Source organism: Streptomyces xanthochromogenes, from assembly GCF_014650455.1.
Lineage (GTDB): Bacteria > Actinomycetota > Actinomycetes > Streptomycetales > Streptomycetaceae > Streptomyces > Streptomyces xanthochromogenes.
In genome coordinates, this window is sequence record NZ_BMUZ01000006.1 from 231232 (window position 1) to 253900 (window position 22669).

Sequence of the window (22669 nt, forward strand, 5' to 3'; positions counted from 1 at the left end):
CGTGCGGCGGCTCAGGCCGTGATGGACAGGGCGTGGTGGAAGACGTTCCGCGGGTCCCAGGTCTTCTTGGCCTTCTGCAGGCGGGGGTAGTTGCCCTTCCAGTACAGGGTCTGCCAGGGCACGCCCGAGGTGTTCCACGCCGGGTCGGTGAGGTCGGTGTCGGGGTAGTTGATGTAGCTGCCGTCGGCGGCCCCGTCGGGCAGCGGCACCCCGCCGGTGTCGGCGTACATGTCGCGGTACAGGCTGCGCATCCAGGCGATGTGCCGGGCGTCCTGGGTGGGGTCGCTCCAGTAGGTGGTGAAGTTGGCCTTCAGCATCGAGTCGCGCTGGGCCAGCGCGGTGGCGCTCGGCGCGACACTGTTGACCTGGCCGCCGTAGGTGTAGAGCAGGATGCCGGCGTGGCCGTCGTAGGTCTTGTCGGAGAGGCCCCGCCACAGCACGGCGAGCTGCGCGTCGGACCAACTCTGGCGCAGATAGGCGCCCTTGAACTTGCCGCGGTTGAACACCCCGGTGTCGTACGGGTCCTTCAGGGTGGCCTTGAGCCAGGGCCAGCTGGAGGTGGCGGTGGTGTGCGGGGCTGCCACCCCGTCGGCGACGGCCGCGATGTAACTGTCCATCAGCGCTGCCGCGTTGGCGAGCGAGCCGTCGATCTGCGCGCTGAGCACCAGGGCACCCTGCACGTAGTTGTTCAGGATGAACACGCTGTTGAGGCTGTCGTACGGGGTGCCGACGGTGTTGTTCGCGTGGTGCCAGTTGTTGTGGTTGCGCACCAGGCGGTTGAAGTCCGCCTCGGTGAGGTCGCTCCACTTCCAGCTGGCACTGGCCTTCAGGAGGGTGGCCGGGGGCTTGGGGAGCAGCGTCGAGGGGGTGCTTCCGGTGGCGCTCGGGGAGCGGAACCAGTACCGGGTCACGATGCCGAAGTTCCCGCCGCCTCCGCCGGTGTGTGCCCACCACAGCTCCCGGTTGGGGTCGGCGGCGTCGCGGGTGGCGACCACGCAGCGGGCGGTGCCCGAGGCGTCGACGTACACCACCTCGACCGCGTACAGGTGGTCCACGACCGCGCCGTACTCGCGGCACATCGCCCCGTACCCGCCGCCGCTGACATGGCCGCCGACGCCGACGGTGGGGCAGGTGCCGCCGGGTATGGTGACGCCCCACTCCAGGTAGAGGGTGCGGTAGACATGGCCCAGCATGGCGCCCGCCTCCACGGCGAAGGCGCGGCGTGCGGCGTCGTAGGTGACGGCGTCCATCTCGGACATGTCGACGAGTATCCGCACGTCCGGGTCGTCGACGAGGCCGTCGAGGCAGTGTCCGCCGCCGCGGACGGCGATTCTCTTGCCGCCGGACACGGCCTCCTGGACGGCCGCCACCACTTGGTCGGAGGAGTGCACCAGGCGTACGGAGTCGGGCTTCGCGGCGAATCTGGCGTTGTAGCCGCGGGCCGTGAGGTCCAGATAGCGCGGGTCGCCGGGTGTGACGGTCACGGCGGCGACCGTGGTGCTCGTGGTGGCCGGCGCGCTCGACGCGGCCCGTGCGGGCCCTGCCGCGGTGATGCCGAGCGCGGCGGCGCCGCCGACTTTGGAGGCGGTGCCGAGGAATCCCCGGCGGGTCACTCCAGCCATGGTTGTCTCCTTCAGTATCCGTGGACGTGCCGTCAACAGGTGGGTCAAAAGGAGCTGCCGCTCCTCGAAGCAGGGGCTTCGAGGAGCGGCAGCGGGGTGGGCCGGGGGCCGGCTCAGTAGACGTCGTGGCCGCTGACGGTGGTCTCCGGCACGTCCTCGCGCACGTCCCAGTGCTCCACGATGCGGCCGTCGTCGATGCGGAAGACGTCGACGACGACGGTGCCGCGGTGGCCCGGCTGCGGCCGGAAGTGGGAGTGCGTGAAGACCAGTCCGTCGTCGCCGACGATCCGGCGGATCTCGAACCGGGCCTCGGGCAGCTGCTTGCGGAAGCCCTCGATGAACTCGACCAGCGGCTTGCGGCCGTCGGGCAGGTTCGGGTTGTGCTGGATGAGGCGGTCGGCCAGGTACTCGTCGGCCCGCTCGGTCTGCCCCTCGTTCCAGATGTTCTCGATGTAGTCGCGCACGAGCTGCACGTGGTGGTTGGACACGGTGTCTCCTTGTTGTTTCTGCCTGTTGCGAGGTGGGGTTCGGGGGTGGTCCCGCTACGAGCCGGGGACCGGTGGTGGCCCCGTTACGAGCTGGGGACCGGTGTGGCGGGCCGTTCGGCCACCGTGACCTTGCGGGCCGACGAGGCGTGCGCGAGGGCGGCGACGGCGAGGATGACGAGGGCGACGGCCGGGATGGGGCCCGCGCCCGTGCCGGGCAGCAGGGCGCTGCCGATGAAGCTGCCCAGGCTCATGCCGAGGTAGAGGGCGGCGGCGTTCATCGCCAGGATGAGACCGGGCTGGGTGGGCAGCAGGTCCACGAGGCGGGCCTGCTGGGGCGCCTGGTACATCTGGCTGAAGAACGCCCAGATCGCGAAGAGCACGAGTCCGGGCTCGGAGTGCGGGGCCACCAGGAGCAGCACGAACCCGGCGGCGAGGCCGGCGACCGCGATGGTGATGGTCCGCGAGCCGCCGAGCTTCTCGGCGATCCGGGGCGACGAGGCGTTGCCCAGGACACCGATGACGCCGAAGGCGAGCAGGGTGACCGAGATCAGGCCGGACGAGGCTCCGAAGCGCTCCTTGAGATAGGCACCCGCGATGCCGTAGACCGTGAACTGGGCCGCCATGAACAGCAGCGTCGTCGAGACGGTGGAGAGCGCGGCGGGGGTGCGCAGTGCGGAGCGGTAGGCCTTGACCGTGGGCGGCTCACCGGAGGGGATCTCCGGCACGTACACCGCGACCAGCAGACACCCGAGTGCCGACAGCGCGGCCACTCCGAGCATCGCCGGGCGCCAGCCGAGGCTGCCGCCGAGGAACGAGGCGAGCGGGACGCCGAGCACCGCGGCCGCCGTCATCCCGGCGAACACGGTGGCCAGGGCGCGCTGCCTGCGCTCGGGCGGGACGATCAGCGAGCCAGCCGCCGAGGCGCCGGGTCCGAACACGGCCGCGCCCATCGCGCCGACGACCCGGGTCACGACCAGGAAGCCGTAGTTGGGGGCCAGCGCGCCGAGCGCCGCGCCCACGGTCAGCAGGCCGATGCCGAGCAGGAGCACCCGCTTGCGGTTCCAGCGGCGCAGCAGGATCGGGGCGGCCGGGGCGAACAGGGCGAACGTGAGCGCGAAGACGGTGACCAGGAAGCCCACGCGAGCCGGCGCGACGTGCAGGTCGTCCCCGATGGGACCGTTGAGGCCGACCACTGCAAGTGAGATCGTCCCCAGACTGAAATAGCCCAGCGACAACGCGAGCAGGGCCGGTGTCGAACTGCGGGACGGCATCACGCCACCTCCTTTTCCATGCCGGAGAAACTTGAGTACGCAGGAACGGTAGGGTCCGAAGACCCTGGGTTTCGCGTTCGGCGGGCACCCCTCGCGGCACTCTGCGAGGTCCCCCCTCGTACTACGTCAACTAAGCGCCTGACGAGGCGAGTTGAGTCTTCCTGAAGATCATCGGCACCTCTCGTCCGCTGCTGATCAGCCAGTGTTCGAGACCGTTCACGGCGACGAGGAGCGCGGCCGCCGAGCCGAGCGTGGCGAGCCCCGGCAGCCACGGCGCGGCGCCGCCGAGCGCGAACAGGGCGAGGGCCCCGGCGAACCGCGTCAGGGAGGCCGCGCCGAACATCCGGCGGCGGGTGTAGCAGAAGGTGAGGGTGAACAGGGCGGCGCCGACGGGCAGCAGGGCCGCGGCGAACCGATGGGGTACATGGGTGGGCTCGACGACGATCCGGTCGGCGCCGACGGAGACGAGCAACAGGCCGAGCACCAGCACCAGATGGCCGTAGCTGAGGACGTCACGCACCACGACGGACGGGGTGGGATGGGTGCGCAGGGCGTGGGCGATGGCGGAGGCGACCAGGTGGAAGTAGAGCCACCACAGGGCGCAGCCGGTGAGGAACGCGAGGGAGACGGCGAGGAGTTCGAGCAGCCCGAGCCGTCGCCCGGCGACCCAGGCGCCGACGGACACCACGTTCTCGCCGAGCGCGATGATGATGAAGAGGCCGAACCGTTCGGGCAGATGATTGACGCCGAACGCCAACTGCCGCAGATGTCCGCTCAGTACGAGCGGCGCGAGGATCTCCGCGACCACCGCGAGGGCCCAGCCCGCGGTCCGCAGGCCCGGTGGCAGCACGGCCGTGGCGAACAGGACGAGGGCGAAGGCGAGCCCGGCCCGGTAGGGGTGGATGGTGTAGACGGCGCACTCGCGCCGGATGGCCTCCCCGATGAGCAGCCGGAGCGCGAGATAGCACCCGGCGTAGAGCAACGCCTCGGAGCGGGTCTCCAGGGCGTGCGGGGCGGCGACGCTCATGCCGTACGTGGCGAGGCCGGCGAGCAGCAGGAACACCCGCTGCATGACGGTCTCGTGCACGGCGTTCATCGCCATGACGACATCGACCCAGGCCCACCAGAGCGGCACCAGGACCAGCAGACAGCCGGCCAGGGTCGCCCAGTCGGGATGCTGGGCCAGCACATGGGCGATCTGGCTCACCCCGAAGGCGAGCACGAGATCGTAGAAGAGTTCCGTCCAGGTAGCCCGGTCCCTGACATCGACGAACCCGGCTTCCGCGGACCGTACTTGACCAGCGAGGTAGACCACCGCTGCACCTGCTCCCCTCGGACGACGGGAATTGCGGTTGCGGTGTCCAATCTGTCCGTACGCCCGGAAGCCCCCGGGGCCGGCCGGCGGGGCGGGGGCGCATTGCCGTAAGTCGGGGCGGGGGCTATCCCAACTCGACCGTCAGGCGCCGGGCAGCTCTTCGGCGGTCGGGTAGGACTCCTGGGCGCCCTTCCTCGTGACGGCCGCGGACCCGACCCGGGCCGCGTAGGCGGCGGCCCGCGGCAGGTCATCGCCCCGGCCGAGTCGCCAGGCCAGGGCCGCGGTGAAGGCGTCGCCCGCGCCGGTGGTGTCGACCGGTTCGACGCGCGGGCTCGGCACCCGCTCGCAACCGTCCGGCCCCGCGACCAGGGCGCCCGCCGCGCCCAGGGTGACGACCACGGAACGCGGGCCGAGCGCGAGGAGCGCCGGGGCCCAGTCCTCGGGGCGCTCCCCGGCCGAGTCGCCGAGCATGACGCGCGCCTCGTGCTCGTTGACGATCAACGGGTCGCAGACCGCGAGGACTTCGTCCGGCAGCGGGGCCGGCGGCGAGGGGTTCAGGACCAGACGGGCGCCCGGCGCCAGTGCCCGGGCCACCTCGGTGACCGTCGCCAGAGGGATCTCCAGCTGTACGGAGACGACGGGCGCCGACGCGAGGAGGGCCCCGGCGGCGCGGATGTCGTCGGGGGTGAGGCGCGCGTTGGCGCCCTGGGACACGACGATGCTGTTGTCGCCGCCGGGGTCGACGACGATCAGGGCGACGCCCGTGGGCGCCTCGTCCACCAGCACACCGGCGGTGTCGACCCCGGCCGCCCGCAACGACGTCAGGAGCAGCCGCCCGTGGTCGTCGTCGCCCACCCTGGCGAGCAGGGCCGTCCGGGCCCCGAGACGGGCCGCGGCGACCGCCTGGTTGGCGCCCTTGCCGCCGGGGTGGACGGCGAGGTCGGAGCCGAGCACGGTCTCGCCGGCGGCGGGCCTGCGGTCCACCGCGACGACGAGGTCCGCGTTGGCCGACCCGACGATCAACAGGTCGTGGTGGTGCATGGGTTCATCCTTCGGTGGTGCTGTAGATGATGATGGCCCGTCAGGCGCCGGGTGTGTCGTGCGACTTCAGGAGAACGCGGCCGCGTTCTCCCGGGTCACGACCTTGACCGGCACCTTCACCGCACTGTCCGGCTTCTTGCCCCGGATCGCGAGCACCGCGTTGCGTACGGCGATCCGGCCGAGCTCCCCGGGCTGCTGGGCCACCGACGCGTACAGCGAACCCGCCCCGACCGCCTTGATCGCGTCGGGAGTTCCGTCGAATCCGACGACGGCCACCGCGCTGCCCGCCCGGCCGCCCAGGGCCTTCACGGCGCCGAGGGCCATCTCGTCGTTCTCGGCGAAGACTCCGGTGATGTCGGGGTGGGACTGGAGCAGGTTGGTCATGACGTCCAGGCCTTTGGTGCGGTCGAAGTCGGCGGGCTGGCTCGCGACGACCTCGATGCCCGGGTACGCCTTGAGGCCTTCGGTGAAGCCGGCGCCGCGCTCCCGGCTGACCGAGGTGCCCGCGGTGCCCTGGAGGACGACGATCCGGCCCTTGCCGCCGAGCTTCTCGCCGAGGGTCCGCGCCGCGAGCCGGCCACCGGCCGCGTTGTCGGAGGCGACCAGCGTGGCGGTCTCCGCCTTGTTGACACCGCGGTCGGCGGCGATCACCGGAACGTCCGCCTTGTTGGCGCCCCGGACGGCGGGGCCGACCGCGTCCGAGTCCACCGGATTCACAATGATCGACTTCATGCCGGAGCTGGTGAAGTTCTCTATCTGGTTGGCCTGTTGGGACGCGTCGTTCTGGGCGTCGGTGACGGTCAGGTCGATGCCCTCGGCCTTCGCCTCGGCCTGGGCACCCGCCTTCATCTGCACGAAGAAGGGATTGTTGAGGGTGGACAGGGACATCCCCAGCTTGGTGGTGCCGCTGCCGGACGATCCGGGGTTCAGGAGGTACCCGGCGCCGATGACGGCCGCCAGGCACACCGCGGCAACGGCGAGTTTCCTCGCCCCCGGCCCCTTGCGGCCGGCCCCGGCCGCGCCGCCGGTGGCGCCCGGCGTGCCGTCGGACTTGCGGCGCAGGGTGTCGAGCAGGACCGCGAGCGCGATGACGACGCCGATGACGACCTGCTGCCAGAACGCCGACACGGAAAGGAGGTTGAGCCCGTTGCGCAGCACCGCGAGGATCAGCGCGCCGATCAGTGTGCCCGACGCCTTGCCGACACCGCCCGACAGGCTGGCCCCGCCGATGACGACCGCGGCGATCGCGTCGAGCTCGTACCCTTGGGCCGCCTGCGGCTGCGCCGAGGCGAGACGTGAGGCGAGCACGATGCCCGCGACGGCCGCGAACAGACCGGACAGCGCGTAGATGACGAGCTTCTGCCGCTTCACCCGCAGCCCCGAGAGCCGGGCCGCCTCCTCGTTGCCGCCGATCGCGTACATCGAGCGCCCGATGTAGGTGCGGGACAGCACGAGCGCCGTGAGGAGTCCGGCCGCGATCATCACCAGGACGGGGACCGGCAGCCAGCCGCCGAGCGTGTCGCCGAGGTGGGACACCGAGCCCGGGAAGGCGATGGGGCTGCCCTGGGAGATCACCAGGGACAGGCCCCGGCCGACGGACAGCATCGCCAACGTCGCGATGAACGGCGGCAGTTTGCCGTACGAGACCAGTACGCCGTTGACGAGGCCGCAGGCGATGCCGGTGGCGACGGCCAGCAGGACGGCCAGCCACACGGGCACGCCCTCGGACGTCGCCGACCAGGCGAGCACGGTCGCCGAGAGCGCGGCCACCGAGCCGACCGACAGGTCGATGCCCGCCGAGACGATGACGAAGGTGACACCGAACGCGAGGATCGCGGTGACCGCGGCCTGCACGCCGACGTTCAGCAGGTTCTGGGTGGTGAGGAAGTCACCGGAGAGCAGCGCGAGGGCCGCCACGAGGACCACCAGGGCGCTGAGCGCGCCGTTGTCGAGCAGCAGGCGGCGCAGGCCCGGGGCCACGCCCGTGCCGGTCCGGTTGTCGAGCGTGTCAGTGGCCACGGGAGCCCTCCACATCTTCCTGTACGTTCGGTGCGGCGACGGCGAGCGCCATCACGGCGTCCTGGGTCGCCTCGTGCGCCGGGAGTTCGCCGGCGATCCGGCCCTGGGCCATGACCAGGACCCGGTCGCTCATGCCGAGCACCTCGGGCAGATCGCTGGAGACCATCAGGACGGCGTGGCCGGAGGCGGTCAGCTCGTTGATGAGCCGGTAGATCTCGACCTTGGCGCCGACGTCGATGCCCCGGGTCGGCTCGTCGAGGATCAGCACCCTGGTGTCGGCGAGCAGCCACTTGCCGATGACGACCTTCTGCTGGTTGCCGCCGGACAGGGTGCGCACCCGCTGGTCGAGCCCGGCCATCCGCACCCCGAGCTGTCCGGCGATGCGGGCGGCGGCCGCCCGCCGGCCCTTGAGGTCGACGAACCCGCACCGGCCGGCCGAGCGCAGCGTGACCAGGCCGAGGTTCTCCTGCACGGAGGCGTCGAGGACCAGGCCCTGCCCCTTGCGGTCCTCGGGCACGAGCCCGACCCCGGCGCCCATCGCCGCGTGCACATCGCCCCGCGCCAGGCGTTCGCCCCGCACCTCGACGCTGCCCGTGTCGTAGGCGTCGGCGCCGAACACCGCGCGGACGACCTCGGTGCGTCCCGCGCCGACGAGACCGGCGAGGCCGACGACCTCGCCCGCCCGCACCTCGAAGCTCACGTCGTGGAACACGCCGTGCCGGGTCAGGCCGCTCACCCGGAGCAACGGGCTACCGGGATCGGGCCGTTCACGCGGGTACTGCTGCTCGATGCTCCGGCCGACCATCAGACGTACGAGCTCGTCCTCGGGGGTGGTGGCGGGGGCCTGGCCGACGCTGCGGCCGTCGCGCAGGACGGTGACCCGGTCGCCGAGAGCCGCGATCTCCTCAAGGTGGTGGGTGATGAAGACGATGCCCACGCCGTCGTCGCGCAGCGTGCGCACGATGCGGAAGAGCTTGTCCACCTCCTCGGAGGTGAGCACGGCCGTCGGCTCGTCCATGATCAGGACGCGGGCGTCCAGGCTGAGCGCCTTGGCTATCTCCACCATCTGGAGCCGTGCGATGCCGAGTTCGCGCACCTTGGTGCGCGGCGGCACATCGACGCCGACCCGCTTCAGGAGCTCGCCCGCGGCCGCCTCCATCGCCCGGCGGTCGATCATGCCGAAGCGCCGGGGCTGGCGGCCGAGGAAGATGTTCTCGGCGACGCTCAGCTCGGGCACCAGGTTGAACTCCTGGTGGATGGTCGCGATGCCGAGGCGCTCGGCGTCCTGCGCACCGTGAATGCGTACCTCGCGCCCTTCGGCGAGGATGCGGCCGCCGTCGGGGCGGTGGGCGCCGGAGAGCATCTTGATGAGGGTGCTCTTGCCCGCACCGTTCTCGCCGAGCAGGACGTGCACCTCGCCGCGGCGCAGATCGAAGTCCACGCCGTCCAGGGCCAGCACCCCGGGGAAGACCTTGCGCACCCCTTCGATGCGCAGCAACTCCCCTTGTTGCAGGGGTGGTTGGCGTTCGTCCTGACTCACTGCTCGCTCCTCGGGTTCGGGGCGTCCTCGCCGCAGGAACGGCGTACGACGAGGCGGGCGGGGAGGGTGACGGACGGCGGGGTGCCGCCGTCGATGAGGGCGGCGAGCGCGTGCACGGCGGCCCGGCCGAGCTCGCCGGTCGGCTGGGCGATGGCGGTGACGGGCGGATCGGTGTGCACGAACCACGGGATGTCGTCGAACGCGGCGAGCGCGATGTCGGCGCCGATGCGCAGCCCGTGGGCGCGCAGTGCGTCGAGCGCGCCGAGGGCCATCAGGTTGTCGGCGGCGAACACCGCGTCCGGCGGCTCGGGAAGGGCCAGGAACCGCTCGGTGGCCCGGCGCCCGCTGGCCGCCTGGAAGTCGCCCTGGCCGACGTACGCGTCGGGCAGGGCGAGGCCGTGTCCGGCGAGCGCGGCCCGGAAGGCCTCGACGCGCTCACTGCCGGTCGTGGTGGCCGCCGGGCCCGCGATGATGGCGAGCCTGCGGCGGCCGAGCGCGTACAGATGGGCGACCAGGTCGCCAATGGCGGCCCGGCCGTCGGCGCGCACCACGGGGACGTCGATGCCGGGAATCCAGCGGTCCACGAACACGATGGGGGTGCCGCCGCGCGCGGCCTCCAGCATCAGCGGCGAACCGCCGTCGGTGGGCGAAACGAGCAGCCCGTCGATCCTGCGGTCCAGGAGGGTGCGGACGTGGTGGTCCTGGAGGTCGGGCCGTTCGTCCGCGTTCCCGATGATCACGCTGTAGCCGAGGGCCCGGGCCGCCTCCTCCACGGAGCGCGCGAGCTCGGTGAAGTACGGGTTCAGCACGTCGCTGATGACCAGGCCCAGGGTGCGCGTCTGGTCCGTGCGCAGCGAGCGGGCCACGGCGTTGGGCCGGTAGCCGAGCGTCTCGACGGCGGCGAGGACCCGGGCCCGCGCCGCCTCGCTGACCGACGGATGAGCGTTGAGCACCCGCGACACCGTGGCGACGGACACCCCCGCCTCGGCCGCGACGTCCTTGATGCCCGCCATCGCCGGACCACCTCCTCGTGGAACCGTGGAACCTCGTCCCCGATCCCCCGCCCCGCATCCGGCGCGGGACCCGTTGCACCGTCGCGATGGAATCGATTACACGCCTCATGGAATCGATTACATCGAGACGGGGCAAGCCCCTTGTGGGGTAGCGAGACCGGATCGTGACCGAGAATCCACCGAGCACCGAAGTCGGGTTGCATAAACATTCAGGAAGATGCATACTCTTCCTATGTCCAAGGTTCTCACCTCCCTGCCCGCCGGCGAGCGCGTCGGCATCGCCTTCTCCGGCGGCCTCGACACCTCCGTCGCGGTCGCGTGGATGCGCGACAAGGGTGCCGTCCCGTGCACCTACACCGCCGACATCGGCCAGTACGACGAGCCCGACATCGCGTCGGTGCCCGGCCGTGCGAAGGCCTATGGTGCCGAGATCGCGCGCCTGGTCGACTGCCGGGCCGCGCTGGTCGAAGAGGGCCTGGCGGCACTCGCCTGCGGCGCGTTCCACATCCGCTCCGGCGGCCGCGCCTACTTCAACACCACCCCGCTCGGCCGTGCCGTCACCGGCACGCTCCTGGTGCGGGCGATGCTGGAGGACAACGTCCAGATCTGGGGCGACGGTTCGACCTTCAAGGGCAACGACATCGAGCGGTTCTACCGCTACGGCCTCCTCGCCAACCCGCACCTGCGGATCTACAAGCCGTGGCTGGACGCGGACTTCGTGACCGAGCTCGGCGGCCGCAAGGAGATGTCGGAGTGGCTGCTCGCCCACGAGCTGCCCTACCGCGACAGCACGGAGAAGGCGTACTCCACGGACGCCAACATCTGGGGCGCCACCCACGAGGCGAAGACGCTTGAACACCTGGACACGGGTGTCGAGACCGTCGAGCCGATCATGGGCGTGCGCTTCTGGGACCCCTCCGTCGAGATCCCCACCGAGGACGTGACGATCGGCTTCGACCGGGGCCGCCCGGTCACGATCAACGGCAAGGAGTTCGCCTCGCCGGTCGACCTGGTCATGGAGGCCAACGCCATCGGCGGCCGCCACGGCATGGGCATGTCCGACCAGATCGAGAACCGGATCATCGAGGCGAAGAGCCGCGGCATCTACGAGGCGCCCGGCATGGCGCTGCTGCACGCCGTCTACGAGCGGCTCGTCAACGCGATCCACAACGAGGACACCCTCGCCCAGTACTACAACGAGGGCCGTCGTCTCGGCCGGCTCATGTACGAGGGCCGCTGGCTGGACCCGCAGGCGCTGATGGTCCGCGAGTCGCTCCAGCGCTGGGTCGGCTCGGCCGTCACCGGCGAGGTGACGCTGCGGCTGCGGCGCGGTGAGGACTACTCGATCCTCAACACCACGGGCCCCGCGTTCAGTTACCACCCCGACAAGCTGTCGATGGAGCGTACCGAGGACTCGGCCTTCGGCCCGGTGGACCGGATCGGCCAGCTCACGATGCGCAACCTCGACATCGCGGACTCCCGTGCCCGTCTTGAGCAGTACGCCGGCCTCGGCATCGTCGGCACCGCGCACCCGGAGCTGATCGGCGCCGCCCAGGCGGCGGCGACCGGCCTCATCGGCTCGATGCCGGAGGGCGGCGCCGAGGTCATCGCCTCGCGCGGCCAGGTCTCCGGTGACGACGAGCTGCTCGACCGTGCGGCGATGGAGTTCGGCACCGACTGACGTTCCGCGCCCACGACCGCGGCGGTCCGCTCCCCGAGGGGAACGGGCCGCCGCGGTCGTGGGGGTCCGACTGCCGCCTCCCGCCTACCCGGACGACGGGGTGGCCGAGGAGGACGAGGCCGACGGCGAGGCCGATGACGAGGGTGACGAGCTCGACGACGGCGAGGACGAAGCCGAGGGCGACGAGGAGGCCGACGTCGACGAGGACGGACGGGGCTCCGGCACCGGCAGGTTGAACACGTGCCCCGGCGTCACGATGCTGCTGACCGCCTGGCCGAAGAGCGTGCTCGGTTCCGTCTTGCCGTCCAGGATGTCCGTGTTCAGGACCACCACCATCGTGGCCTGCGACTCGGGCAGGTACACGGTCAAGGTCTCGTAGCCCGGCAGCGATCCGTTGTGACCGATCCAGCCCTGGACGTTGATGATGCCCAGGCCGTACCCGGCACCCGGAATGCCCGTCGGGAGGACCTTGAGGCGCTCGGCCTGCGTCTTCGGGGAGAGCAGGGTGCCGGTGGCGACCGTACGGGCCCAGCTCTTGAGGTCAGGGAGCGTGGAGATCATCGCTCCCGCCGCCCAGCCCCAGGAGGGGTTCCAGTCGGTGGTGACGGCTTCCTTGCCGTCCAGGGTCTGGTTGGTGTAGCCCTGCGGATGCGGGCTCGGGAACTCGGCGCCGGTCGGGAAGCTGGTGTTCTTGAGACCGGCGGGCTTGAGGACCTTCTGCTGGATGAAGTCCCCGAGCGGCATGCCGCCCTGCTTCTCCACGACCAGACCCAGCAGGATCAGGTTGGTGTTGGAGTAGAAGTACTTGGTACCGGGCGGGAACTGGATCGGCTGCTTGTAGGCGTAGGCGAGCAGCTGCTGGGGCGTGAACGGCCGCTTCGGGTCGGAGAGCAGCGCCTGGACGAAGGCGGGGTCCTCCGTGTAGCTGGGCAGGCCGCTCCGCATCTCGGCGAGCTGGCGCAGCGTGACCTTGTCGCCGTTGGGGACGCCCTTGATGTACTTCGCGATCGGGTCGTCCAGGCCCGCCTTGCCCTGGTCGACCAGTTCGAGCAGGGCCGTCACCGTGAAGGTCTTGGTCTCGCTGCCGATCCGCACGAACAGGTCCGGCGTCATGGGCGTGCCCGTCGCCTTGTCGGCGACCCCGAAGGACTTGAGGTAGGTGCCCCTGCCGGGGGCCGACACACTGACGGACACACCCGGGACGTTCGCCTCGCGCATCACCTTCTGGATCGCGGCGTCCAGTCGCGCCGTGACGGCGGGAGTGATCCGGGCGAAGCCGGAGCCGTTGGACGCGGAGGCGGAGGGGGTCGGTGCAGGGGGCGTGGTGGCGGCGTAAGCGCTGCCGACGCCCGCCGGTACGGTCAGCAACGCGGCGGCGGCGATTCCCGCGCACGCTCTGCGCCACTGGGTCGGTGAGTACCTCACGGGCAGGCCTCCTGCCGGTCGAGGAACGTCCGGACGCCGCGTTCGGCATCCGGACAGGGACGTCACTCCGCTACCACGCTAGGCCCGCCGGGTCGGCCCCGCATGGTGGCGCCCGGCTTGCGGGACGGCCGCCCCCGTGCTGCGCCCCGCCCGCGGCCGTGCGCCACCGGCCGCCGACGCGCGCTTGCGCCACCGCCAACGACCGCACCGTGAAAGGCCGTTGGGCCGGGCATCCACCCACTACCCTCGGCTCATGAACACGACCTGGGACCCCGCGGCGGACGGCGTCCTGCGCCTCCCGTCGGGACGCCTGGTACGCGGCAGGGGCCTGAGGAACCCGCCGCCCGTGGGCCCCGAGCCGGAATTCGCCCTCTACCTGCTCGGCCGCCGCCCGGAGCCGACCGGCTGGGAGCACCAGTGGGTGCGCTGGCCGGACTTCTGGCTGCCGTCCGACCGGGCAGGGTTCGCCACGGCCCTGCGTACGCTGTTGGCGCGAGCCGGGCGGGAGCGTGTGGAGGTGGCCTGCGGCGGCGGCCTGGGCCGCACCGGTACGGCCCTGGCCTGTCTCGCCGTCCTGGACGGCGTCCCGCCGCGGACGCCGTGGCCCATGTGCGGCGGCACTATGCGCACCGGGCGGTCGAAACACCCTGGCAGCGGCGCTTCGTGACCCGTTTCGCCTGAGGAGCCAGGCCCTGGGCTGCTTAACCAAGCCTTGACTTACTTAGGTTGGCCTCACCTCTCATGACTCTCGTTCACCTGGCCGCCTCGGCCGGATACAGCACGCCCCCGCTCTGGCGCATCCTGACGAAATCGGGCTATTTCCTCGGCCTGTCCGGGGCCATCGGCGCCACCGTCACCCACGCCACCACCTTCCGCCCCGCCCTGCGCGCACCGGGGAACGAGCGCGGGGACGTCGAGGTGCTGCGTCGGCGCACCGCGCTGTACCTCGCCTGGGCCGGGGCGGTCCTGCTCGTGAGCGGCTACTTCCAGCTCGCCGGTAGGGTCGCCCGGGCCGGCAAGGGCATGCCGTTCGGCGAGGCGCTCGCCCCGGGGAACATCGGGGACTTCCTGAGGGCGCCCGCGGCCAAGGGCGCCTGGGTGGCGCAGGGCACCGTCTACGTGGTGCAGAACGTCCTCCTGACCCTGGCGTCGGCGGCCCTGATCGCCCTGTTCCTGCCCCGCGCGCGAAGATGCCTCGACGCGCTCGCGCTCACCGCCCTGCCCCTCTCGCTCGCCGTGACGCCGGTCGGTGCGGTGCCGGCCACCGCGCCGAAGAACGCGGACAAGACGTTCGACCTCGTCTTCGACCAGATCCACATCGTCAGCGGCACCGTGTGGATCGGCGGTCTGGCCGTCCTCGCCGCGCTCACCACGACGCGCGGCCGCCTGAGCGCGGGCGCGGGCGCGCTGTGGGCGGACGTGTGGCGGCGCTTCAGCCTCGTCGCGCTGGTCTGCGTCGGCGCGGTCCTCACCTCGGGGCTCTGGATGAGCTGGAAGCACGTCGGCGGCATCGGCCAGCTGTGGACCACGCGTTACGGGTTCTTCCTGCTCGTCAAGGTCCTGCTGGTGCTCGCCATGGTCACGGCCGGCGGGGTCAACCAGTTCTGGCTGATGCCCCGCATCGCCCGGGCCCGCCGCGCCGACGCCACGGGCTCGCTCCTGCATCTGACGATGTGTCACTTCCCGAAGGTCGTCCGGGCCGAGGTCGCCCTCGGCATCGCCGTCCTGGGCGTGCCCCCTTCCTCAGCGGCTCGGCCCGGTCCGAGGCGGGCAGCCCGCAGCCGGTGACGAGCGCCGGCATCGTCACCGCGGGCGCGGCCCCTGTCCTCACCCTCGCGGCCTCCCTCTGCATCACCGTGCGGACGTCCGACGCGCTGGCCCGCCGCGGGGACGCGGCCGTCGCCTGATCCCTGACGGGCGCGCGGTCACAGGCTCGCGAGGAGGGCGTCCAGCGGAGCCGGCACGTTCGCGGGGTCGAGGGACTCCGCGAGCAGCCGCCCGTACCGGATCTTGCGGCCCTTCTTGGTGCCCAGGAACCGGCGCAGTTGAGGGTGGCGGGGACGGTCGTGCTGAGCGGGCTGGTGCAAGAAGGTCTCCCAGGCCCGCAGATCGCCCTCCGCCGCGATGATGCCCTCGACCCGTGCGGTGCCCAGGGCGCGGATGAGCTCGTCCTCCAGGTCCGCCGCGCACACGAAGAAGCCGGGGAGCGGCGCCCGCGCGCCCCGCAGGGCGCGCTCGTAGTAGCGCCGTTCGCGCTCGTCGCAGAGCCCCGTGAGGCGAAGGCCCAGGCCGGGCGGGCCGAGGAGACCGGCGTAGCGGCCCACGCTCATCGCCCCGCCCATGGGCACGACGCACACCCCCTCCGCGCCGAGATCGCGGCCGCGCAGCCCGGCGAGCGCCTCGACGGCCGCGAGATCGCTCGGCCCCTCCAGCAACACCGCCGTCCGCAGCCCGAGTTCGGCCGCCAGCTCGGTCGCCCGGCCGCAGGAGCCGCCGGCCGCCCAGAGCCCGACCGCCTCCCGGAATGCCCATGGATCCGCCATGGGGCGAGTCTGCACTCCGGCCGCCGCCACGGCACCTGATTTCGCCTCCCGCCCCGCACTCCCCCCACGGCACCCGCCGGACGTGGCGGGAGAGCGCGCGACGTGCGCGCACATCAGGGCTCAGAGCAGGCCCAAGTCCCGCAGTTCCTTGTGGAGTTCGGCACGGGCCGGGTCCGGCGCGGCCGGCGCCCCGGTCACGGCGGGCGTCGCGGTCGCGGCGGCCGGCACCGGATCGCGGCGGTCGCGCAGGAGGTACGCCCCGGCCATGCCGCCGACGAGGCCGCCGAGGTGCGCGAGCCAGCTCACCCCGGGGGTGCCAGGGACGGCCACGGTCACCAGGTAGGCGAAGGACGCCGCCATGACCACGCCGATCAGCGTGTCGATCAGCCGCCGGTCGAACAGGCCGCGCAGCACCACGTATCCGAAGTATCCGAAGATCACGCCACTGGCGCCCACTCCGAGGGTGTGGGTGTCCTGGAAGAGCCATACGGCGAGGCCGCTCGTCGTCGCGACGAGCAGGGTCAGCCACAGGAAGCGGACCACGCCCCGGTAGGCGGCCAGGAAGCCGAAGACGAACAGCGGCCCGGAGTTGGCCTCGATATGGCTCCAGCCGAAGTGCAGGAACGGCGCGACCAGGATGCCCGGCAGCCGGCTCACGTCGTGCGGGACGAGCCCGAACTCCCGGTCCAACCGGTAGTCACCCAGCCAGTTCACGAGTTGCAGGGCCCACACCGCCGCCATGAACCCGAACATGACGAAGAGTGCCCTGCGCGCCTCCGCGACCAGGTCGTCGGCGGTCCCTCGCCCGGCCCCGTCCCACCCCTGCGTGGTCCTGCCCATGCGCCGTGCCCCCTTGCCCCTGTGTCCGGAACTCCCCGGGTGCATAGTAGGCCGCGCGGAGTCCGGCGGACGACGGACGTCCCAGGTGGGACCCGGTACGGGCCACCCTCGGGCGTCAGCGGGCGAGCCGCGCGGCAGCGTCCTCGGTGACCGGCGTGAAGAAGTTGACGAGGTGGCCGTCGGGGTCGCGCACGAGCAGTGAGCGGTTGCCCCAGGGCATGGTGGTGGGCGCCTGGACGCACGCGTCGACCAGACCGGAGTCGATCAGTTTCCGGTGCACCGCGTCGACGTCCTCGACACGGAATTCGAGGATGACACTCCGGTTGTCGGCCGGGTGCGCGGCGCCCGGCGCGAACATCCCCACCGTGCGGGTGCTGCCGATCGCGAGGGTGGCCGAGGCGGTCCTGAGCTCGGCGAAGTCCTCGGTGGACCAGTGCGCCGTGGCCCCCGTGGCGCCCTCGTAGAAGCCGACGAGGCGCGTGATGTCGCCGGTGATGACGCGGATCGAGACGAAGTCCATGGTGATCTCCCGAGGTGGGTGAGGGGCTGTCCGGAGGCGGGCGTTCCGCGCCTCCGGTCACACGCTAGGACGAATACCGGACAGAATCCGCCCGGTATTCGCGAGAGACTTCCGGGTATGGCCCGACCCACAGCCCGCGTGCTCACCCTCCTCGAACTCCTGCAGTCCGGCGGCACCCGGACCGTGGCCGAACTGGCCGCACGACTCGACGTGGACGAGCGGACCGTGCGGCGCTACACCCAGCACCTCCTGGACCTCGACGTCCCGGTCGAATCGGTGCGCGGCCGGTACGGCGGCTACCGGCTGGCCCCCGGTTACCGCATGCCTCCGCTGATGCTGAGCGACGACGAGGCGCTCGCCGTGCTCCTCGGGCTCGTCGCCGGACAGCGGGCGGGCCTGATGACGAGTACGGGGGTGGCGAGCGAGACGGCCGCGGCCAAGATCCGCCGGGTGCTGCCGGAGCGGCTCGGCCGAGGCCTCGACGCCGTCCTCGGCGCGCTCACGTTCACGGCTCCGCGCGGTGCTCTTCCGGCCCCGCCCGGCCCGCCCCCCGGCGCCGTCCTGCTGCCGCTCGCCGACGCCGTGCGCCATCACCGGCCGGTCATGATCCGGTACACCGGCGGGGACGGCCGACGCAGTGAACGCACACTGCATCCGCACGGGCTCGTCGCCCACTCGGGCAAGTGGTACGTCACGGGTACGGATCCCGCGATCGGCGCCGACCGGACGTTCCGGCTCGACCGCATCTCGGTGGCGCGAACCCTGCCCGGCTCGTTCGTTGCGCCCACCGGCCCCGACCCCGCCGACCGCGTCCTGTCCGGGCTCGCGAAGGCCCCGTACCGGCACGAGGTGAGCCTGCGCATCCAGGGGACGGCCGAGCAGATCCGCCTCCACCTGCCCGCCGATCTGGCCACCCTGACAGAACTGCCGCCCAGCGCGGAGGGCGACTCCGAACCCCCCTGCTTCCGGGCCGAGTTGAGGGTGGAGCGCCTCAACTGGCTGCCCGGCGTGCTGGCGACGCTCGACCTCCCGTTCACCATCGAGCGCCCCGCCCAACTCCGCGACCTCGTCGCCGCCCTCGCCGAGCGGCTCGCCCGCGCGGCCGCACCGCCCGACCCCAAGGGGCCGTGAACCAGGGCGCGTCGGAAAACTCGGAGAAAGCCGGTGCGCACGGGCGCACCCCGTGCCACGCTCCCCCGATGAACCGTGAACAGATCTCCCGACTCGCCCACGCCGGCCACCCGATCGCGGCCCCGCTCGACGACGACGCGGTACGCCTCCTCCTGGAACACGGCGTCCCGCGCGACGACGCCCGCATACTGGACCTCGGCTGCGGCGGCGGCGAGTGGCTGCTGCGGGCACTGGCCGCGCATCCCCGGCTGCGGGCCGAGGGCGTGGACATCGCCGAGAGCGCTCTCAGCCGTGCCCGGGAGGCGGCCCGGGAGCAAGGCGTGGACGACCGGCTCGTGCTCCACCGCGAGGACGCGGCACGCTTCGCCGCCGAACCCGTCTTCGACCTGGTCGTCAGCGTGGGCTCCGCGCACGCCTTCGGTGGCCTGCTCCCCACGCTCGCCGCGGCCCGCGCCCATCTCGCACCGGGCGGCCGCGTCCTGATCGGCGACGGCTACTGGGAGCGCGAACCCTCCGCCGAGGCCGAGGAGTTGCTCGGCGATCTCCACGCCCTGCCGAGCCTCCTCGACCAGGTCGTGACCGACGGATGGACCCCCGTCCACGGACACCTCAGCACCCGTGCGGAGCTCGACGCCTACGAGTGGTCCTGGACGGGATCGCTGTCCTCGTGGGCCCTCGACCACCCCGACGACCCGGACAGCGCCCAGGCCCTGCGGGCGGCATCGACCCACCGCGACGAATGGCTGCGCGCCTACCGCGACGCGTTCGGCTTCGCGTCCCTGGTCCTGCGCCGCTCGTCCAAGTAGGTCCAACTAGGTAGGTCCAACTGGCGCCACAGGTGCGCCAGTTCAGCCTTCGCTCCCCAGCGCCGTGGCGATCAGGTCATGGATGAAATGCTCCGCGGGAGCCCGGCCCGCCTTGAGCCGAGGAAGGTCCTCGGCGCCGAACCAGCCGTAGCTGGTGTGCTTGGACCACTCCAGGGCGGGGTGGTCCAGGTCGCCGTCGACCTCCACGAGGTAGTCCGCCTCGCGCCGCGGTCCGCCCCCGTCGTCGCCCGTCCAGCTGCCGGTCCCCAGCAGGGCGCGCACCCGGCGCAGCCGCCGGCCCGTCTCCTCCTCGACCTCCCGGGCGAGGGCCGCCATGAGGGAATCCCCCGGTTCGACGTGGCCGCCCACGATGTCCCAACAGCCGGGAAAGAGGCGGCGGTCGGGGCTGCGCCGTTGGGCGAAGGCCCTGCCCTGCCGGTTCAGGATCACCGCGCCGACCACCCAGACCTCGTCGTCGGCCGGCACCGGCACCTCGACGCCACGGTCGACCACCACCGGGCCGCGCTGCCTCTCCACCATGCGCTCACGGTAGGGCACCCCCCAGGAATTGCCTCGGGTTTACCCGCACTCCCTTCCCAAGCCATGTGACATATGCAATTTTACAGAGCGCACAGACGTAAGTCGCGTTCATGCCAAATGATCGGCCAGGCCCGTGGGTCGACGGGTCCGCTCCGCCACGCCCCGAGGTCGGGGCATCGCGTCCCCGAGCCGGGGACGCACGCCCCGGAGCCAGGGGCGGCGGGGTGGCCCGGCCCGCGGTATCCCCCACCGTCGCGCCCCGGGCGCGGCCTTCACACCGCTGGGAGGCGGCACGTGAACACCCGACCAGAGGGACTGAGACGAAGTCTCACCGGTTTCCTGATCCTCGCCCTCGCACTCTGCCTGGGCATCGCCGTACTGGCGCAGCCGAGCCGCGCGGCCGCCGCGGACGGCCCGACCGGCGCGGCCCGCACCGCCGCCTATGCGAGCGCGCCCAAGCCCAACTCGGCTCCCAAGCCGCTGAGTTCGACGGCCGAGGTGTCCGACCGCTCCGATGCCCGGCGCACCCCGATCGACAAGGCGCACCTTCCCCCCAAGCGCCCGACAACCTCACCGGTGCCGCAGAAGACACGGAACGGGGCCACGAAGGGAGCCGCCGCCTCCTGCACACCGGGCGACTTCGGCAGCCGTACGGGGTCCGCACTGGTCGCCTTCATCCAGGCGTCGACCACGGGCTGCGTCAACACCCTGTTCAGCCTGACCGGGACCGACGCCCACAACGCGTTCCGTGAGCCGCAGATGGTCACCGTCGCCAACGCCCTTGACAGCAGCGCCCGTTCCTACCCGGGCGACAACTCCGCCAACGTGTGGCAGCTCGTGCTGTTCCTGCGCGCCGGATACTACGTGCAGTCCTACAACGCCGATGCCGTCGGTCCCTATGGAACGGCCCTGGCCGGTGCCATCGAGGCCGCCCTGGACACGTTCACCGCGTCCCCGCACTTCATGGACGTCAGCGCGGCCAACGGCGACATCATGGGCGAGGTGCTGATCCTGACCGACAGCGCCAACGAGCAGGCCCGCTACCTGGCCACGTACAAGAAGGTGCTCAACGCCTACAACAGCTCCTACGACGCGTACTGGAGCATGGACACCGCCGTCAACGACGTGTTCACCCCGCTCTTCCGCGGCCACTGGAACCCGGCGTACATCGCGGCGGTGACCGCCGATCCGAGCATCATCGACACGTTGAGCGCCTTCGCCCAGAACCACCTGGCCAAGCTCAACGACGCGTGGTTCTACCTGGACGCCAACGCCGGCAGCGAGATGGCCCGCTTCCTGGACACGCCCGCGCTGCAGGCCAAGGTGCGGCCGCTGGTCAAGAGCCTGCTGGGCGTCTCCGCCATCACCGGCCCGACCGCGCCCCTGTGGGTCGCGGTGGCCGCGATGACGGACGCCTACGACCAGGCCCAGTGCTCGTACTACGGCACCTGTGACTTCGTCGGCCAGCTCACCGCCGCCGCGCTGCCGATCACGTACAACTGCGACGCCGACCACACCTTCCGCGCCCAGTCGCTGAGCGACGCCGCCCTCGCCGCGGCCTGCACCAGCGTCAAGGGCCAGGACGCCTACTTCCACGGCATCGTGAAGGACAGCGGCCCGGTGGCGAACGACCACAACACCAACATCCAGATCGTGACGTTCGCGAGCCCGAAGGACTACCAGACGTACTCCGGCTGGATCTTCGGCAACAGCACCGACAACGGCGGCGAGTACCTGGAGGGCGACCCCTCCGACCCGGCCAACCAGGCCCGCTTCCTGTCCTACGTGAAGAGCGTGGGCGACGGCTTCCCCGGCGACATCTGGAACCTCAACCACGAGTACACGCACTACCTCGACGGCCGCTACGACATGGCCGGTGACTTCAACGCCGGGCAGGACGTGCCGGACATCTGGTGGATCGAGGGCTTCGCGGAGTACGTCTCGTACAGCTACCGCGGCATGGCCGACACCGAGGCCATCGCGGACGCCGCCCAGCACACCTACGCGCTGAGCACCCTGTGGCAGAGCTCGTACGCCAACTCCGACCTGACCCGCACCTATCCGTGGGGTTATCTGGCCACCCGCTACATGGTCGAGAAGCACCCCGCGGACGTCCAGAACATGCTGGCCAAGTTCCGTTCCGGGGACTACCAGGGCGCGTACGCCGTCTACGGCACCGGCATCGGCACGCGCTACGACGCCGACTTCAACACCTGGCTCGACGCGTGTGCCGCCGGCGCCTGCGGCGGCAGCACGGGCAGCGGCCCGACGGCGGCCTTCGACGCGGCCGTCTCCGGCCTGACCGTGGGCCTGACCGACCGGTCCACCGACACCGGCGGCACCATCACCGCGCGCTCCTGGAACTTCGGCGACGGCACCACCTCCACGGCCGCCAACCCGTCGAAGACCTACCAGGCCGCCGGTACGTACACGATCGCCCTGACCGTCACGGACTCGAAGGGCCTGACCGCCACCACCTCCCGGTCCGTCGCGGTGACCGGCGCCCCGCCGAACTGCACGGACCCCGACACCCGCGTCCTGGGCCGGAACTGCTCGCGCTCCGCCCTCTCGGCGGCCGCGGGCGGGCTCGACTACTTCTACCTCTACCTGCCGGCCGGAAAGGTGACCCTGAAGATCACCAGCACGGGCGGCACCGGAAACGCCGACCTCTACTACAACCCGAGCACCTGGGCGACCACCACGGCCTACACCGCCCGCTCGGCGAAGTCCGGCAACGCGGAGAGCATCACGGTCACGAACAGCGCCGCCGGCTACCGCTACATCAGCCTGTACGGGCAGAGCGCCTTCAGCGGGGTGACGCTGACGACGGCGTACTGACCCCGGGCCCGTCGACCGTGTGCGGTGCCGTTCCGG

General features: G+C 71.7%; 19 protein-coding genes and 1 pseudogene. 7 read left to right on the plus strand and 13 right to left on the minus strand.

What is annotated here, in order from left to right:
• Nucleotides 1–11 precede the first annotated feature (11 nt).
• The 8 genes from IE267_RS17820 to IE267_RS17855 form a co-directional block, all read right to left on the minus strand.
• A complete protein-coding gene (locus IE267_RS17820; RefSeq protein ID WP_189763888.1) occupies nt 12–1622 on the minus strand; it encodes an FAD-binding oxidoreductase in 1611 nt (536 codons plus the stop codon).
• A gap of 113 nt (nt 1623–1735) precedes the next feature.
• Nucleotides 1736–2110: a nuclear transport factor 2 family protein gene (locus IE267_RS17825; RefSeq protein ID WP_100575281.1), complete on the minus strand. Its 375-nt coding sequence runs from the start codon at nt 2108–2110 to the stop codon at nt 1736–1738.
• 83 nt (nt 2111–2193) lie between these two features.
• On the minus strand, nt 2194–3381 hold the full coding sequence (locus IE267_RS17830; protein WP_161249706.1) for an MFS transporter: 1188 nt from the start codon (nt 3379–3381) through the stop codon (nt 2194–2196).
• A gap of 130 nt (nt 3382–3511) precedes the next feature.
• Nucleotides 3512–4696, minus strand: coding sequence for a low temperature requirement protein A (locus tag IE267_RS17835; protein WP_189763889.1), 1185 nt, complete (start codon nt 4694–4696; stop codon nt 3512–3514).
• Between the two features lie 141 nt (nt 4697–4837).
• Nucleotides 4838–5737: a ribokinase gene (locus IE267_RS17840; protein WP_167152422.1), complete on the minus strand. Its 900-nt coding sequence runs from the start codon at nt 5735–5737 to the stop codon at nt 4838–4840.
• A gap of 66 nt (nt 5738–5803) precedes the next feature.
• Nucleotides 5804–7756, minus strand: a complete 1953-nt coding sequence (locus IE267_RS17845; RefSeq protein ID WP_189763891.1) for an ABC transporter permease/substrate-binding protein — start codon at nt 7754–7756, stop codon at nt 5804–5806.
• Nucleotides 7746–9296: a sugar ABC transporter ATP-binding protein gene (locus tag IE267_RS17850; RefSeq protein ID WP_189763892.1), complete on the minus strand. Its 1551-nt coding sequence runs from the start codon at nt 9294–9296 to the stop codon at nt 7746–7748. The genes IE267_RS17845 and IE267_RS17850 overlap by 11 nt, the downstream gene beginning before the upstream one ends.
• Nucleotides 9293–10309: a LacI family DNA-binding transcriptional regulator gene (locus tag IE267_RS17855; RefSeq protein WP_189763893.1), complete on the minus strand. Its 1017-nt coding sequence runs from the start codon at nt 10307–10309 to the stop codon at nt 9293–9295. The genes IE267_RS17850 and IE267_RS17855 overlap by 4 nt, the downstream gene beginning before the upstream one ends.
• Nucleotides 10310–10541: 232 nt before the next feature.
• Between IE267_RS17855 and argG the strand changes: the two genes are divergently transcribed.
• Nucleotides 10542–11990: an argininosuccinate synthase gene (argG, locus tag IE267_RS17860; RefSeq protein WP_167152427.1), complete on the plus strand. Its 1449-nt coding sequence runs from the start codon at nt 10542–10544 to the stop codon at nt 11988–11990.
• An 84-nt stretch (nt 11991–12074) separates the two neighbouring features.
• On the opposite strand, the gene IE267_RS17865 is transcribed toward argG, so the two are convergent.
• Nucleotides 12075–13415 carry a serine hydrolase domain-containing protein gene (locus tag IE267_RS17865; protein WP_167152429.1) on the minus strand — a complete coding sequence of 447 codons (1341 nt, stop codon included), beginning with the start codon at nt 13413–13415 and terminating at the stop codon, nt 12075–12077.
• 253 nt (nt 13416–13668) lie between these two features.
• Here IE267_RS17865 and IE267_RS17870 point away from each other — a divergent pair.
• The 3 genes and pseudogenes from IE267_RS17870 to IE267_RS40150 all read left to right on the plus strand — a co-directional run bounded on the left by IE267_RS17870 (nt 13669) and on the right by IE267_RS40150 (nt 15322).
• Nucleotides 13669–14096: pseudogene (locus tag IE267_RS17870) on the plus strand (protein-tyrosine phosphatase family protein).
• Between the two features lie 60 nt (nt 14097–14156).
• Complete coding sequence (locus IE267_RS17875; protein ID WP_189763894.1) at nt 14157–15203, plus strand: CopD family protein; 1047 nt, start codon at nt 14157–14159, stop codon at nt 15201–15203.
• Entirely contained in the window at nt 15200–15322 is a 123-nt protein-coding gene (locus IE267_RS40150; protein ID WP_268251560.1) for a hypothetical protein, read from the plus strand. The genes IE267_RS17875 and IE267_RS40150 overlap by 4 nt, the downstream gene beginning before the upstream one ends.
• An 18-nt stretch (nt 15323–15340) precedes the next feature.
• On the opposite strand, the gene IE267_RS17880 is transcribed toward IE267_RS40150, so the two are convergent.
• From IE267_RS17880 to IE267_RS17890, 3 genes are all read right to left on the minus strand, one after another.
• Complete coding sequence (locus IE267_RS17880) at nt 15341–15958, minus strand: TOPRIM nucleotidyl transferase/hydrolase domain-containing protein (protein ID WP_189763895.1); 618 nt, start codon at nt 15956–15958, stop codon at nt 15341–15343.
• A 120-nt stretch (nt 15959–16078) separates the two neighbouring features.
• Nucleotides 16079–16798 (minus strand): rhomboid family intramembrane serine protease, encoded by a 720-nt coding sequence (locus tag IE267_RS17885; RefSeq protein WP_189763896.1) that lies wholly within the window; start codon nt 16796–16798, stop codon nt 16079–16081.
• A gap of 115 nt (nt 16799–16913) precedes the next feature.
• The gene (locus tag IE267_RS17890; protein ID WP_167152437.1) at nt 16914–17318 is read right to left on the minus strand and encodes a VOC family protein; all 405 of its coding nucleotides are present in this window, start codon (nt 17316–17318) and stop codon (nt 16914–16916) included.
• A gap of 117 nt (nt 17319–17435) precedes the next feature.
• On the opposite strand from IE267_RS17890, the gene IE267_RS17895 reads away from it, so the two are divergent.
• Together IE267_RS17895 and IE267_RS17900 are read left to right on the plus strand one after the other, a co-directional pair.
• Complete coding sequence (locus IE267_RS17895) at nt 17436–18449, plus strand: helix-turn-helix transcriptional regulator (RefSeq protein WP_189763897.1); 1014 nt, start codon at nt 17436–17438, stop codon at nt 18447–18449.
• 68 nt (nt 18450–18517) lie between these two features.
• On the plus strand, nt 18518–19255 hold the full coding sequence (locus IE267_RS17900; RefSeq protein ID WP_189763898.1) for an SAM-dependent methyltransferase: 738 nt from the start codon (nt 18518–18520) through the stop codon (nt 19253–19255).
• 42 nt (nt 19256–19297) lie between these two features.
• On the opposite strand, the gene IE267_RS17905 is transcribed toward IE267_RS17900, so the two are convergent.
• The gene (locus tag IE267_RS17905) at nt 19298–19795 is read right to left on the minus strand and encodes an NUDIX hydrolase (RefSeq protein WP_189763899.1); all 498 of its coding nucleotides are present in this window, start codon (nt 19793–19795) and stop codon (nt 19298–19300) included.
• Nucleotides 19796–20089: 294 nt separating this feature from the next.
• Here IE267_RS17905 and IE267_RS17910 point away from each other — a divergent pair, with 294 nt between their 5' ends.
• A complete protein-coding gene (locus tag IE267_RS17910) occupies nt 20090–22633 on the plus strand; it encodes a collagenase (RefSeq protein ID WP_229861291.1) in 2544 nt (847 codons plus the stop codon).
• Nucleotides 22634–22669 lie beyond the last annotated feature (36 nt).

What these genes read in the sequence shown, in the direction of transcription:
- IE267_RS17820 (WP_189763888.1), bottom strand. Translation starts at nt 1,622, where the DNA reads ATGGCTGGAGTGACCCGCCGGGGATTCCTCGGCACCGCCTCCAAAGTC.
- IE267_RS17830 (WP_161249706.1), bottom strand. Translation starts at nt 3,381, where the DNA reads ATGCCGTCCCGCAGTTCGACACCGGCCCTGCTCGCGTTGTCGCTGGGC.
- IE267_RS17840 (WP_167152422.1), bottom strand. Translation starts at nt 5,737, where the DNA reads ATGCACCACCACGACCTGTTGATCGTCGGGTCGGCCAACGCGGACCTC.
- IE267_RS17855 (WP_189763893.1), bottom strand. Translation starts at nt 10,309, where the DNA reads ATGGCGGGCATCAAGGACGTCGCGGCCGAGGCGGGGGTGTCCGTCGCC.
- argG (WP_167152427.1), top strand. Translation starts at nt 10,542, where the DNA reads ATGTCCAAGGTTCTCACCTCCCTGCCCGCCGGCGAGCGCGTCGGCATC.
- IE267_RS17875 (WP_189763894.1), top strand. Translation starts at nt 14,157, where the DNA reads ATGACTCTCGTTCACCTGGCCGCCTCGGCCGGATACAGCACGCCCCCG.
- IE267_RS17880 (WP_189763895.1), bottom strand. Translation starts at nt 15,958, where the DNA reads ATGGCGGATCCATGGGCATTCCGGGAGGCGGTCGGGCTCTGGGCGGCC.
- IE267_RS17885 (WP_189763896.1), bottom strand. Translation starts at nt 16,798, where the DNA reads ATGGGCAGGACCACGCAGGGGTGGGACGGGGCCGGGCGAGGGACCGCC.
- IE267_RS17890 (WP_167152437.1), bottom strand. Translation starts at nt 17,318, where the DNA reads ATGGACTTCGTCTCGATCCGCGTCATCACCGGCGACATCACGCGCCTC.
- IE267_RS17895 (WP_189763897.1), top strand. Translation starts at nt 17,436, where the DNA reads ATGGCCCGACCCACAGCCCGCGTGCTCACCCTCCTCGAACTCCTGCAG.
- IE267_RS17900 (WP_189763898.1), top strand. Translation starts at nt 18,518, where the DNA reads ATGAACCGTGAACAGATCTCCCGACTCGCCCACGCCGGCCACCCGATC.
- IE267_RS17905 (WP_189763899.1), bottom strand. Translation starts at nt 19,795, where the DNA reads ATGGTGGAGAGGCAGCGCGGCCCGGTGGTGGTCGACCGTGGCGTCGAG.